Origin of the sequence: Bradyrhizobium sp. ma5 (assembly GCF_042258955.1) — a bacterium.
Taxonomy (GTDB): domain Bacteria; phylum Pseudomonadota; class Alphaproteobacteria; order Rhizobiales; family Xanthobacteraceae; genus Bradyrhizobium.
In genome coordinates this window covers 8,888,543-8,902,116 of sequence record NZ_CP170156.1, presented here as the reverse complement: position 1 = coordinate 8,902,116, position 13,574 = coordinate 8,888,543, and the positions used below count along the sequence as shown (strand labels likewise).

Here is a 13,574-nt window from a genome sequence, read left to right as displayed (position 1 = left end):
CGTGGGGCATCTCCTTACGACGCCGCTTCTGCTTCGGCGGCCTCGGCCTCCTCAGCAGGCTTGGCAAGGTCGGCTTCAGTGATCCAGCCGGCCTTCACACGGGCCTGCATGATCATCGCCTCGGCTTCGTCGCGCGAGACCTCGATGCCATCGAGGAACCCGGCATGCTTGGTCGGCTCGCCGCCTTCCTTGCGCTCGGTCCAGCCGACCAGATCGTCAGTGGCGCAGCCGGCCAGATCCTCGACGGTCTTCACGTCGTTCTCGCCGAGCTTCACCAGCATCTTGCCGGTGACGCCGGGCACGTCCTTCATGGCGTCCTCGACGCCGAGTTCCTTGCGCTTGGCCTCGAGTTCAGCCTCGAGCTGCTCCAGATATTCGCGGGCGCGGGTCTGCAGCTCGGTGGCGGTCTCCTCGTCGAAACCTTCGATACCGGCGAGTTCCTTGACATCGACCAGCGCGAGTTCCTCGACCGAGGTGAAGCCTTCGGAGGCGAGCAGCTGGCCGACGACCTCGTCGACATTGAGCGCTTCCATGAACACACGGGTCGAGTTCTCGAAGTCGGCCTGGCGGCGCTCCGACTCTTCCTGCTCGGTCAGGATGTCGATGTCCCAGCCGGTCAGCTGCGAGGCGAGCCGGACGTTCTGGCCGCGGCGGCCGATCGCCAGCGACAGCTGGTTGTTGGTGTCGGGAACCACGACCTCGATGCGCTCGCGGTCCTCGTCGATCACGACCTTGGCGACTTCAGCCGGCGCCAGCGCATTGACGACGAAGGTCGCGATGTCGGGCGACCACGGAATGATGTCGATCTTCTCGCCCTGCAGCTCGTTCACCACGGCCTGCACGCGCGAGCCGCGCATGCCGACGCAGGCGCCGACCGGGTCGACCGAAGAATCGCGCGAGATCACGCCGATCTTGGCGCGCGAGCCGGGATCGCGGGCGACCGCCTTGATCTCAACGATGCCGTCATAGATCTCGGGCACTTCCTGCGCGAACAGCTTCGCCATGAACTGCGGATGGGTGCGCGACAGGAAAATCTGCGGACCGCGGGTCTCGCGGCGGACGTCGAAGATATAGGCGCGGACGCGGTCGCCGTTGCGGAACACTTCGCGCGGCAGCATCTCGTCGCGGCGCACGATCGCTTCACCACGGCCGAGATCGACGATCACGCTGCCGTATTCGACGCGCTTGACGATGCCGTTGACGATGTCGCCGATGCGGTCCTTGAATTCCTGGTACTGCCGGTCGCGCTCGGCCTCGCGCACCTTCTGCACGATCACCTGCTTGGCGGACTGCGCGGCGATGCGGCCATATTCCAGCGGCGGCAGCGTGTCGGCGATGGTGTCGCCGACCTGGGCGCCCGGATTGGCGCGCTGCGCATCGTGCAGCGAAATCTGGTTCGACGAGTTCTCGACGACCTCGACCACCAGCATGTGGCGGGTCAGACGAAGCTCGCCCTTCTTGGCGTCGATCTCGGCATGGACGTCGGTCTCGCTGCCGTAACGGGCACGCGCGGCCTTGGCGATGGCGTCTTCCATCGCCGCGATCACGATGGAGCGGTCGATCGACTTTTCGCGCGCAACTGCGTCTGCGATCTGCAGCAGTTCGAGTTTGTTGGCGCTGACTGCCATGGCTTAGTCTCCTTCGAATGGATCGATCTCGCCACGGCGCGCGCGTTCGGCGGCCAGGCGGTGCTTTTTGGTGTTGGTCGGCGCCGGCTTGGTGCCGGGCTTGAGAGCAGGCTTGGGTTTCGGCTTCTGACTCTTCGCGGGATCGCTCTTCTTGGCGTGGGCCGGCGGCGGCGGCGCGAGGCCGAGCTCGCGGCGCAGCTCGCGCTCGGCGGCCTTGCCGCGGCGCATCGATTCCTCGATCAGCTCGTCGGTCAGCACCAGCCGTGCGTCCGAAATGTCCTCCATCACCAGGAGAACCTCGGCGTCCTCGGTCGGACGCGGATCGTCGCGCTTGATGCGCACCGCATTGCCTTCGACGCCGGCGAGCAGGCCGCGGAACCGCTTGCGGCCCTGATGCGCCACCGCCATCTCGATCTTCACCAGATGCCCGGTGTAGCGCTCGAAGTCGGAGCGGCGCACCAGCGGCCGGTCGATTCCGGGCGAGGAGATTTCCAGCCGGTAGGCGCGCTCGATCGGGTCGGCGACATCGAGCACCGGCGACAGCGCGCGCGAGATCGCCTCGCAATCCTCGAGCTGCATCGAGCCGTCGGGGCGCTCCGCCATGATCTGCACGGTGCAGCCGGAGTCGCCCGAAACCTTGATGCGCACCAGGCGATAGCCCATGCCCTGCAGCACCGGGACTGCGACCGCGGCGACGCGCGCCGCGACCCCGGGCTCGACGACGAGCCGCGGCTCGGCGAGCAGTTCGGTGTCCACGGACGTGGCGGTCGGATCGGTCATATCCAGTGTCAAAGGCTGTCTAGGTTCTATCGGTTGTCTGAGGTCTGTTGTGTTGTTCAGGTGGCCTTAAGGGGCCGCTAACGCTACCTAAACTGGACCCGGCCTCGCTGGGTCCCGCCAGGTAATAAAAAAGAGCGGGTCCCGGGGGGCCCACTCTCCTACGCGATCGTATGAGATACCATAAGTTGCGGTGGATATAGCCCTTTTGCCGGGGTCCGGCAAGGCCTCCATATCAGGCTGGAGGCGATTTTGCGGCTTGGAGGGTGCAGGTTTGACCTAACCCTCCGTTTACGAACGGGGCCATAGATTGCCGAAAATCGGCAGAAGCCGCCGGTTGGACAAGGCTCATGACGACAGCCCCCGCGCTGATCCCGGAACTCGACGACATCGTTCGCCGTGGCGACCCCAAGCGCCGCGCCGAGGCCGCGCGGCGGCTCGGCGAGCTGTTCCTGCAGGGCGCCGCGGGCTTTCGCCCCGACCATATCGACCTGTTCGACGGGGTGCTGACCAGTCTGGTCCCGCATGCCGAGCTGGCTGCGCGGATCGATCTCGCCGAACGGCTCGCGCCGCTCGCCAACGCGCCGCGGCATCTGGTCGGGCAACTCGCCCGCGAGGACGAGGTCGCGATCGCGGGGCCGGTGCTGCGCCACTCGCCGGTGATTGACGAAAAGGTGCTGGTCGAGATCGCCAATGCCAAGGGCCAGGGCCATCTGCTGGCGATGGCCGAGCGGTCCAAGCTCTCGACCGCGCTGACCGACGTCATCGTCCGTCGCGGCGATCGCGATGTGATCCGAAGCGCGGCCGGCAATGCGGGCGCGGCGTTCTCGGACGCCTCCTTCACGACGCTGGTGCGGCGCGCCGGTCAGGATGGCGTGCTGACCTTGAGGATCGGCCGCCGTGACGATCTTCCGCCCGTGCATCTGAAGAGCCTGCTGGCCGGCTCGATCGACGTGATCCGCCGCCGGTTGCAGATCGTCGCCAAGCCGGAACGGCAGGCCGAGATCAAACTGGCGTTGACCGAGATCGAAGGCGTCGTCGCGCAGGTCGAGGGCCGCGACTTCGCTGCTGCGCAGCGCACGATCCTGGCATTGCATCGCGCCGGCGAATTGAACGAGGCCGCGGTGGCAGGCTTCGCAAAGGCCTTCAAATATGAGGAATGCGTGGCGGCGCTCGCGGCGCTGACCGGCGTGAAGATCGTCACGCTCGATCGCCTGATCTCCGGCGATCGTTACGATCCGATCCTGATCGCCAGCAAGACGATCGGCTTCGAATGGCCGACCGTGCGCGCCCTGATCCTGATGCGGCTCGGGCCGAACCGCGTGCCATCGCCGGCCGATATCGAAGGCGCGCGCGTGAATTTCGTCCGCCTGATGCCGTCGACCGCGCAGCGCGTCGTGGATTTCTGGAAGTCGCGCTAGTTCAAGCGCCAACGCTCAAACCCGTCATCCTGAGGTGCGAGCGGAGCGAGCCTCGAAGGATGCACGGCCCGGCCGGTGGCGGTCGACCCTTCGAGACGCGCGTTCCGCGCTCCTCAGGGTGACGGTACTAAAAAAGAGCCCCCAAACTTAGATCTGGCAGCTATGCTTTCCGCAAGGCGCGACACAGCGCCAACGGGGCTGACGGACGCCGACATCCAATCGCACGCCGAACGGATCCGCGACGACGGATTTACCGTGATCGAGCGCGCCGCCTCGCCGGGCCTGGTCGAGGGATTGAAGGCGGCGGTGCTGCGAATCGAGAGCGAGCACAATCTCGCGCCCGCCAGGACGTCGTTCGAGGGTTTCAAGACGCTGCGCATCAACAACCTCCTGACCTATGACGATCTGTTCTTTGAGGTGCCCCTGCATGAGAACGTGCTGCCGGTGGTCGAGCGCGTGCTGGACAAGGAATGCCTGCTGTCGTCGTTCTGCTCGCTGGTGCTCGGTCCCGGCCAGGAGGCGCAGCCGATCCACGAAGACACCCAGTTGATCCCGCTGCCGCGGCCGCATATCCCGATCACGATCAATGCGATCTGGGCGCTGTCCGATTTCCGCGACGACAACGGCGCGACGCGGATCATTCCGCGCAGCCACACATTCGATTCGTCGCCGGAATACGGCAAGGATTACGACGCGGTCACCGCGACTATGCCGGCCGGCAGCGTGATGCTGTTCGACAGCGCGCTGTGGCATGGCGGCGGCGCCAACACCAGCGACGCCAGGCGCTTTGCGTTTTCTTGCGCCTATTGCTGGGGCTGGATGCGCCAGCAAGAGAAGCTGCAGCTCGGCATTCCGCGCGAGACTGCGGCCCGCTTTCCGCGCCGCCTGCAGGAACTGTGCGGCTACAGCGTCTACAAGGGCCAGTTCGGCCACATCGACAATCACGATCCGATCGAGCTGCTCGGTCGCGAGCGTGGCAAGCGCATGGTCTGGGAGGCGACCGATGTCAGGAAGGCGCGGATGGCGGGACAGGGATAGAAGTTTTCGTCATTCCGGAGCGCGCCTCTTGGCGCGAGCCCGGAATCCATTTCTCCGCTACCGCATGTGGCCTGATGGATTCCGGGCTCGTGCTTCGCACGCCCCGGAATGACGCATCAAAGCAGGCGCTTGAAGCGCAGATACGCCGCCTTGCGGCCTTCGCGCTCGGCCTTGGCGCCGTAGCGCGTCATGGTGTAGTTCGGCCACGGCTCGAGCCAGTCGATCGCGCGCTCGGCGAGCCAGGTGAAGTCGGGCGAGCGCATCAGATGTGCGAGCGTCCAGGCGCAGTAATCGTCGATGTCGCTGACGAAGCGGAATTCGCCGCCCGGCGGCAGCAGCCTGGTCATCGCCGCGACCGTTGCATCCTGCACGAAGCGCCGCTTCCAGTGCCGCCGCTTCGGCCAGGGATCGGGATGAATCAGGTCGATGCGCGCCAGCGAGCGCGTCGGCGCCCAGGCCAGCAGCTCGGCGGCGTCGCCGGCGAACAGGCGGATATTGCCGATATTCAGGGCCTCGATCTGGGTCAGGATCTTGGCCATGCCGTTGACATAGGGCTCGCAGCCGATGAAGCCGGTCGCCGGAAATGCCTGCGCTTCCGCGATCAAATGCTCGCCGCCGCCGAAGCCGATCTCGAGCCTGACATTCGCGATGCCGTCATCGAACAGCTCGGTCAGCGCCTCGGGCGCGGGCGCCGCGATGTCGAGCGAAAGGTGCGGCAGCAGAGTGTCGATCAGGTCGGCCTGGTGGGCGCGCAGCTTGTGGCCCTTGCGCCGCCCGAAGAACGAGCCGCGCGAATGCGCCATCGCGCCATCGTCGGACGAATCGCGATCGCCGCTGTCGTTCGGAGCCGTGGTCATCGCAGCGTCTGATAGAGCCGGTAGAGCAGTCGCGCGCGCGGCTCGATCGACGAGATGTAGAGCTGCTCGTAATGGGTATGCGCGCCCTTGCCGTCGACGCCGAGGCCATCGAGCGTTGCGGTATGCGGTGCGGTGAAATTGCCGTCGGAGCCGCCGCCGGTGAACACATCGATCAGCTCGAAGCCGAGTTCGCCTGCAAGCTCCCTGGCGTGTTCGTAGAGCGCGGCGCCGGCATTGCTCTTCTCATAAGGCGGACGGTTCAATTCGCCGGTCACCTTCACGGTGACGCCGTCGGTGCGCGAGGTGATGCCGAGGATCTTCGGCACCAGCTCATCGGCATCGGCCATGGTCGGCACGCGCATGTCGACTTCCGCGTAGGCCTCTTCGGCGATCACGTTCGGCTTGGTGCCGCCGCGGACCACGCCGACATTGACGGTGACGCCGCGCTTGAGATCGTTCATCGCCTCCAGCGCCAGGATCACATGGCCGAGTTCCCTGATCGCGCTGCGGCCGTCCTCGGGGCGGGTGCCGGCATGCGCCGGCGCGCCCTTGATGTGGACGTCGAAGCGCGCGACGCCCTTGCGTCCGGTGACGATCTTGCCGCCGTCGCGCGCCGGCTCGGTCACCAGCACGTATTTGGCCTTGCGACCCTCGGCCTCGATCAGCGCCCGCGAGGTCGGGCTGCCGATCTCCTCGTCCGAGACGTAGAGCTGGGTGATGCCGAGCGGCGGGCGCACGTCGTCGGCGCAGATCTGCCGGAACGCATGATAGGCGAGATAGGCGCCGCCCTTCATGTCGTAGATGCCCGGGCCGAACGCGCTGTCGCCTTCGATCTTGAATGGTAACCGTTCGATGAATCCCATCGGATGAACTGTGTCGAGATGGCTCAACACCAGAATGCCCGGCGCGTCCTGCCCCCAGGACGAGCGCGTCACCAGGTGATCGCCGCAGCCGTCGCGTCCCGCAACGCGGTCGACGGTGGCCGGCAGGTCGCGATAGCCTGACGCGACGAGATCAGCCAGTTTGTTGACCTGATCCGGCCGCTCCGTCGGAGATTCGATCTCGACCCAGCGGCGAATGCCGTCGAGGATCTCAGTGGTTTCGAACGGGTTGCTGGACATGCTGTTGTCGTCGCCTGTGAATTTGCTTTGTCATTCAGCGCACGCGCCCAAGCATGATCCGGAAAAGTGCGAAGCGGTTTTCCGGAAAGATCATGCACAAACAAGGAGCTAAAGCGCGACGACGGTTCGGAACTCGTCACGCCTTAACGCATGCCGGAATGACATATTCCAGATTTGACGATCTCTCAAACGGATATGGCCGGATCAGACCTGTTCGGCTGCCTCGCGCGCCGCGATCTGCTCGACCAGCTCGACGATGCTGCGGCGGAGCTTGGCGTCCGCGATCCGCGTGAACGCGCGGGTCAGGGCCAGGCCTTCGGCGGTTGCCAGAAAATCGGACACATAGGCCGGCGAGGAGCCCTCGCTGAAGCCGTCAGCGGTCTTGACGCCGCTCGGGCCGCCGTCGAACAGGAAAGAGACCGGCACCTGCAGGATTTCGGAGATCTGCTGCAGCCGGCTGGCGCCGACACGGTTGGTGCCCTTCTCGTATTTCTGCACCTGCTGGAACGTCAGGCCTAACGCCTCGCCCAGTTTTTCCTGGCTCATGCCGAGCATGATGCGTCGCATTCGGACGCGGCTGCCGACATATTTGTCAACAGGATTGGGCGCTTTGGTGGACATTCCAACTCTCCTAAGGGATTGCGCGCCCGGGGGTGAGGCAAGTTGGACGTGGAGTATGCCTCAGGCGCCGGTGCCGTCAAATCCTGCAAGGAGGATCGGGACGAAATGCGGACAATTTGCGCAAAGGGGCTGACTTGGCTTGTGATTTCGCGTGGACCCGTACAATGCGAAGTGCACGGTCGATCTGTCAACAGGTGGAATCACGCTGAGGTAAATTTCGACACTTTTTCGGGTTCGTGTGACAACCGGCGATAAGCGCCGTCAGGTCTTTCGCCTGACAAAACGCCTCCGCAAGACGATTGCGAGGGCAACTAACACAATCACAGCGGCGGGGATGTTGCCGACACGCGCGTAGATCGTCGGCGCGATGGCCGTCGGCAGGCCGGCATCGAGCACGCCTTCGATGCCGAGCCCGAGCTGGGCGACGATCCGCCCGAGCGGGTCGATGATGGCCGAGATGCCCGTATTCGCGGCGCGCACCATCGGCAGGCCTTCCTCGATCGAGCGCAGCCGGGCCTGTTGCAGATGCTGATAGGGGCCGGTCGAGATTCCGAACCAGCCGTCATTGGTGACGTTGATGATCCAGCCGGGGCGGTCGTCGCGGCTCACGACGTTGCCGGGGAAGATCGCCTCGTAGCAGATCAGGGGCAGCGCGCGCGGCGCATTCGGAATATCGAGCGTGCGGCGGATGGTGCCGGGAATGAAGCCGCCCTGCACCTTGGTGAGCTGCACGAAGCCGAGCTTCTCCATCCAGTCCTGGAACGGCAGATATTCTCCGAATGGGACAAGATGCAGCTTGTCGTAGACCGCAAGCACGCTGCCGTCATGGTCGATGACGTAGATCGAATTATATGCGCGCGTGACGCGGACACCGGGCGGCAGATCGGGTGCGCGCACCGAGCCGGTGATCAGCACGGTTCCCTTCGGCAGCAGATCGGCGATCTGCGCCATCGCGTCGGCTTCCTTGGTCAGGAAGAACGGAAACGCGGATTCCGGCCAGATCAGGATGGTGGAGTCGCTCACACCGGTGGAGTGCGGCCCGGACGCACGATCCGACAGAGTGAGATATTTCTGCATCACCGCCGCCTTGGCGGAGTAGTTGAACTTGGCGTCCTGCTGCAGATCGGGCTGCATGATGCGCAGCTTGACGCCGCTGACCATGCTGGTCGGCTGTTGCGAGAGGCGCGCCGCACCGAACGCCAGCATCGCGGCGAGCACCAGCACCGCGGCCACCGGCGCGCGCCACGGCTTGCGGCCGCGCGAGGCGCCGTCGATCAGCACGGCCGGACTTGCGAAGATCGCGACGGCCAGGAACGTCATGCCCCACAGCCCGATCAGCGACGCGGTCTGGGCCAGTGCCAGCGGCTCGGTCAGCGCGTAGCCGAATGCATTCCACGGAAAGCCGCTGAGCAGATGGCCGCGCAGCCATTCCGAAATCGTCAAGCTAACCGCCAGCGCCAGCACGCGCGAGGCGTCGCGCGGCCAGATCAGCCGTGCCAGCGCGAAGCCGAAGGCCGTGAACAATGCGAGATAGGCGGGCAAGCCGAGCACCGCGAACGGCGTCAGCCAGGCGAAGGTGTCTGCATCGACGAAGAAGGCGTAACCGATCCAGTACAGCCCCGGCACGAAATAGCCGAGGCCGAACCAGAAGCCGGACAATGCTGCGGCGGGTACGCCGCGCCAGCGCCCCGCTGCGCTGCCATCGATCAGCCAGACCGCGATGGAAAAGGTCAGAAACAGCACCGGCCAGGCGTTGAACGGCGCCATCGCCAGCGAGGACAAGGCGCCCGCCGCGAGCGCGAGCACGACGCGCTTCCATCCCCAGGTCAGGATGACGGCGAGACCGATCGATCGGAGCTTGTCGGAGAGCCTCACTGCGGACCGGCTCCCTCGCCGGGCGGCGGCAGGTTGTCATTCGCCTGCGGGTTGCCGGAGTCCGGTGCCTGCTCGCGGCGTCGCTCGCGCTCCTTGCGCGGCGCCGGCCGTTCCTTGCGCGTCGTGACCCGCACGCGCTTGACCCGCCGCGGATCGGCGTCGAGCACCTCGACTTCGTAATTGCCCGGACCGGAAATCACTTCGCCGCGCACCGGCAGGCGGCCGACGAACGACACCAGATAGCCGCCCAGGGTCTCGACCTCCTCGCCGGCCTCGCCGGTGACGAAGTCCTCGCCGATCACAGAACGGACATCGTCGAGGCTGGCGCGCGCGTCGGCGATAAAGGAATTGTCCGGTTGGCGGACAATGGACGGCGGTTCGTCGGAATCGTGCTCGTCGTCGATCTCGCCGACGATCTGCTCCACGATATCCTCGATCGACACCAGCCCATCGGTGCCGCCATATTCGTCGACCACCAGCGCGAGATGGATGCGCGAGGCCTGCATCTGCGCCAGCAGGTCGATCGCGCGCATCGACGGCGGGATGTAGAGCAGCTTGCGGATGATATGAGCGTCCGCCAGCGGCAGCGCGAGATCGACGCTGCGCAGATCTAGCCCGGCCGGGAACGGCTTCTTGCGCTTCGTCTTGGTCGCATCGGTGACGCGCGCCTTCGCGGTCATGAAGGCGAGCAGGTCGCGGATGTGCACCATGCCCTCGGGGTCATCGAGGGTTTCGTTGTAGACGACGAGCCGCGAATGCGCGGCGCTCTCGAACAGGCTCATCAATTCGCCGAGCTGAATGTCGCGCTTGACCGCGACGATGTCGGCGCGATGGATCATGACGTCGGCGATCCGCCGCTCGTTCAGCGACAGGATGTTGCGCAGCATGGTGCGCTCGATTGCCGAGAAGCCGACGTCGTCGGGCGTCGAGGCGTCGAGCACCACCTGCAGATCGTCGCGTACCGAGCCGGCCTTCCAGCCGAACAGCGTGCGGATCGCGCGCACCAGCCAGCCTTCGGCCGCCGGGCGCTGAACCTCGCCGTCATGCACGACGGCGGGCAGGTTGCTCACGTTGCGCGGATTGTCATGGGTCGGGTCGGAATCCGGCATGTCAGGCGATCCGATCCGCATAGGGGTCGGGAATGCCGAGGGAGGCGAGGATCTCGCGCTCGAGCGCCTCCATGTCCTCGGCATCGTCATCGTTCTCGTGGTCGTACCCGATCAGATGCAGGAAGCCATGCACCGCGAGATGGCTCAAATGATGGTCGAACGGTTTCTGTTCTTCATCGGCTTCCCGCCGCGTCGTCTGATAGGCGATCGCGATATCGCCGAGCATGCGCGGGGCATCGTCGGGTCCGCCGGGGCCTTCCGGCTGCAGCGCCGGAAACGACAGCACGTTGGTCGGCTTGTCGATGCTGCGCCAGTTGGCGTTGAGGGTGCGGATCCCTGCGTCGTCCGTCAGCATCACAGCAACCTCGGCGCCGGCGACATCGGCATCGGCGATTGCGGCGGCAGCCTCGATGGCGCGATGGATCACCGCGTCGGCATCGGGCTCGGCCTGCCAGCATTCGGCGGTGACGAGAACCTCGGTTGCAGGAAAAGCAGACACGTTGGTTTCAAAATCTGCGTTATGGCCGGAACCCGCATCGCGCGGGCTCGCGGCCGAAGCTATTGGTCTCAAGATCTGGCGTTTGCCGGCTTTTGCGGCAATCCCTCATAGGCGGCCACAATGCGCGCCACCAATTCATGGCGGATGACGTCCTCGGCCTTGAAATGTACCTGCGCGATGCCTTCGACGCCGTCGAGCAGCTTCACGGCTTCGGTGAGCCCCGAAGCCTGGCCGTGCGGCAGGTCGACCTGCGACGGGTCGCCGGTGACGATCATCCGGCTGTTCTCGCCGAGACGCGTCAGGAACATCTTCATCTGCATCGTCGTGGTGTTCTGCGCCTCGTCGAGGATGATGGCGGCATTGGTCAGGGTGCGGCCGCGCATGAAGGCGAGCGGCGCGATCTCGATCTCGTTGCCTTGCAGCGCGCGCTCGACGACGCGGGCATCCATCAGATCGTACAGCGCATCGTAGATTGGGCGCAGATATGGATCGACCTTCTCCTTAAGGTCGCCGGGCAGGAAGCCGAGCCGTTCGCCGGCCTCGACCGCGGGCCGCGTCAGGATGATGCGATCGACTTCCTTTCGCTCGAACAATTGTGCTGCGTGGGCGACCGCGAGCCAGGTCTTGCCGGTGCCGGCCGGGCCGATCCCGAACACCAGCTCATGCCGCTTCAGCGCGCGGATGTAGGAATCCTGCGCCGCGGTGCGGGCGCGCACCGGGCGCTTGCGCAGATTGATCGTTTCAAAGGTCGGCTTGGCGGTCTTGTTGTCGAATTCGAACAGCGAACCCTGCGCGATCACGGCGCGGATCGCGCCTTCGACTTCGCCCTGATCGAGATCGTGCCCTTCGACGGCCTGCGCGTAGAGCGTCTCGAGCACGCGCCGTGCCGCATCGCAGCCGTCCCGGGAGCCCGCAATGGTGAGATGATTGCCGCGGGAATCGACCACGACGCCAAGCCGCCGCTCGATCAGCGCCAGATTCTGTCCATAGGGGCCGACCAACGCGGATGCGGCGCGGTTGTCGTCGAAATCGATGACGACCTGAGTTTCAGGCGGCCGGGTCTCGGGTGGCATTTGCATGTCGCGGTCAGGTTTGCGGCTGGGAGCTAACGAAGACGAATCCGATGCGCTTTTGGGCAAGGATTTCAGGCTCCAATGGTCTGCGAAATGAGGCCGGGTGCGGATTGCGTGGCGAGCTCGCCGATCAGGCTGTAGCGCTCGAGGCTGTCGATCCTCACCGGGAGGATCTGGCCGATGATGTCAGGCGATGCCATCACGTGGGCGGGCTGCAGATAGGCGGTCCGGCCGACGATCTGGCCCGGATTGCGTGCGGCGCGCTCGAACAGCACATCGACCGTTGTGCCAATCGCAGCCCGGTTGAAGGCCGATTGCTGGCTGTCGATCAATTCCTGAAGCCGCCCCAAGCGCTCGTCCATCTCGGCTGCTGACACCGTCTCCCGCATCTCCGCCGCCGGCGTGCCCGGCCGAGGCGAATACTTGAATGAATACGCCGCAGCGTACCCGATTTGCGTGACAAGCGCGAGAGTGGCGGAAAATTCTTCCCCGGTCTCGCCGGGAAAGCCCACGATAAAATCTGATGAAAAAGCAATGTCTTGCCGCGCGGCCCGGAACCGGTCGATGACGCGCCGGTAGTCATCGGCGGTATGCTTGCGGTTCATGGCGGCCAGGATCCGGTCCGCCCCCGATTGCACCGGCAGGTGCACGAACGGCATCAGTTCGGGCAGATCGCGATGCGCAGCGATCAGGCTGTCATCGACGTCGCGCGGATGGCTGGTGGAATAGCGCAGCCGCATGACCTCAGGAATCTCGGCGAGCCGCTGCAGCAATTTGCCGAGTGGCCAGGCGCGGCCGTCGGGGCCTTCGCCGTGATAGGCGTTGACGTTTTGTCCGATCAGCGTGAATTCGCGCACGCCGTTGTCGGCGAGCTGCCTGACATCGTCGATGATCTTCGCAACCGGACGCGAGACTTCCGTGCCGCGCGTATAGGGCACCACGCAGAAGGTGCAGAACTTGTCGCAACCTTCCTGCACCGTGACGAAGGCGGAGATACCGCGGGCGCGGATCGCATCGGGCCTCGGCTGCGGCAGGAAGCCGAACTTGTCCTCGACCGGAAATTCGGTTTCGAGCGCGCGGCCGTTTTCCTTGGCGCGCTTCAGCAGCGCAGGCAGATGATGATAGCTCTGCGGCCCGACCACGATGTCGACGGTCGGCGCACGATGGATGATCTCGGCGCCTTCCGCCTGCGCGACGCAGCCGGCGACCGCGATCTTCATCTCGCGGCCCGCCCGCGCGGCTTCATCCTTGGCGACGCGGAGCCGCCCGAGTTCGGAGTAGACCTTCTCCGACGCCTTCTCGCGGATGTGGCAGGTGTTGAGGATCACGAGGTCGGCGTCTTCGGCGCTCGCGGTCTCGACAAAGCCCTCGCCGGCCAGCGTGTCCACCATGCGCTGCGCATCGTAGACGTTCATCTGGCAGCCATAGGACTTGATGTGCAGCTTGCGCGGCGTCGTCATGGAACCCTGAGTGCGGAAATGGAAACGGCGCCATCAGGGCGCCGTTGCTCAAATAAGGCCTAAACCGGGGAAAATCCAGCGTTCCAACCCGTCAT

Annotated in this window: 12 protein-coding genes; 2 read left to right on the top strand and 10 right to left on the bottom strand. The window is 65.3% G+C overall.

The genetic code is table 11. The features are described from left to right. Positions 1-14: 14 nt before the first annotated feature. Entirely contained in the window at positions 15-1,628 is a 1,614-nt protein-coding gene (gene nusA, locus ACE103_RS42055) for a transcription termination factor NusA (protein WP_375777726.1), read from the bottom strand. Positions 1,629-1,631: 3 nt separating this feature from the next. Next, positions 1,632-2,408, bottom strand: coding sequence for a ribosome maturation factor RimP (gene rimP, locus ACE103_RS42050; protein WP_223971608.1), 777 nt, complete (start codon positions 2,406-2,408; stop codon positions 1,632-1,634). 347 nt (positions 2,409-2,755) lie between these two features. Here rimP and ACE103_RS42045 point away from each other — a divergent pair, with 347 nt between their 5' ends. Continuing rightward, positions 2,756-3,826 (top strand): DUF2336 domain-containing protein, encoded by a 1,071-nt coding sequence (locus ACE103_RS42045; protein ID WP_375777725.1) that lies wholly within the window; start codon positions 2,756-2,758, stop codon positions 3,824-3,826. Positions 3,827-3,988: 162 nt separating this feature from the next. Next, positions 3,989-4,864, top strand: a complete 876-nt coding sequence (locus ACE103_RS42040) for a phytanoyl-CoA dioxygenase family protein (protein WP_375777724.1) — start codon at positions 3,989-3,991, stop codon at positions 4,862-4,864. A 116-nt stretch (positions 4,865-4,980) separates the two neighbouring features. Here the strand turns inward: ACE103_RS42040 and ACE103_RS42035 are convergent, their stop codons facing one another. The 8 genes from ACE103_RS42035 to miaB form a co-directional block, all read right to left on the bottom strand. Continuing rightward, on the bottom strand, positions 4,981-5,721 hold the full coding sequence (locus tag ACE103_RS42035) for a tRNA (guanine(46)-N(7))-methyltransferase TrmB (protein WP_375777723.1): 741 nt from the start codon (positions 5,719-5,721) through the stop codon (positions 4,981-4,983). Further along, positions 5,718-6,842 (bottom strand): M20 family metallopeptidase, encoded by a 1,125-nt coding sequence (locus tag ACE103_RS42030; protein WP_375777722.1) that lies wholly within the window; start codon positions 6,840-6,842, stop codon positions 5,718-5,720. Before ACE103_RS42030 ends, ACE103_RS42035 begins: the two co-directional genes overlap by 4 nt. A gap of 204 nt (positions 6,843-7,046) precedes the next feature. Then, a complete protein-coding gene (locus tag ACE103_RS42025) occupies positions 7,047-7,463 on the bottom strand; it encodes a helix-turn-helix domain-containing protein (RefSeq protein ID WP_021082652.1) in 417 nt (138 codons plus the stop codon). Between the two features lie 261 nt (positions 7,464-7,724). Beyond that, positions 7,725-9,338 carry an apolipoprotein N-acyltransferase gene (gene lnt, locus ACE103_RS42020; protein ID WP_375777721.1) on the bottom strand — a complete coding sequence of 538 codons (1,614 nt, stop codon included), beginning with the start codon at positions 9,336-9,338 and terminating at the stop codon, positions 7,725-7,727. Beyond that, on the bottom strand, positions 9,335-10,447 hold the full coding sequence (locus ACE103_RS42015; protein WP_375777720.1) for a hemolysin family protein: 1,113 nt from the start codon (positions 10,445-10,447) through the stop codon (positions 9,335-9,337). The genes lnt and ACE103_RS42015 overlap by 4 nt, the downstream gene beginning before the upstream one ends. A gap of 1 nt (position 10,448) precedes the next feature. Next, positions 10,449-10,946 (bottom strand): rRNA maturation RNase YbeY, encoded by a 498-nt coding sequence (ybeY, locus tag ACE103_RS42010; RefSeq protein WP_223971622.1) that lies wholly within the window; start codon positions 10,944-10,946, stop codon positions 10,449-10,451. A gap of 68 nt (positions 10,947-11,014) precedes the next feature. Further along, a complete protein-coding gene (locus tag ACE103_RS42005; RefSeq protein WP_077231173.1) occupies positions 11,015-12,085 on the bottom strand; it encodes a PhoH family protein in 1,071 nt (356 codons plus the stop codon). Positions 12,086-12,090: 5 nt separating this feature from the next. Further along, positions 12,091-13,479 carry a tRNA (N6-isopentenyl adenosine(37)-C2)-methylthiotransferase MiaB gene (miaB, locus tag ACE103_RS42000; RefSeq protein ID WP_375777719.1) on the bottom strand — a complete coding sequence of 463 codons (1,389 nt, stop codon included), beginning with the start codon at positions 13,477-13,479 and terminating at the stop codon, positions 12,091-12,093. Positions 13,480-13,574: the final 95 nt, after the last annotated feature.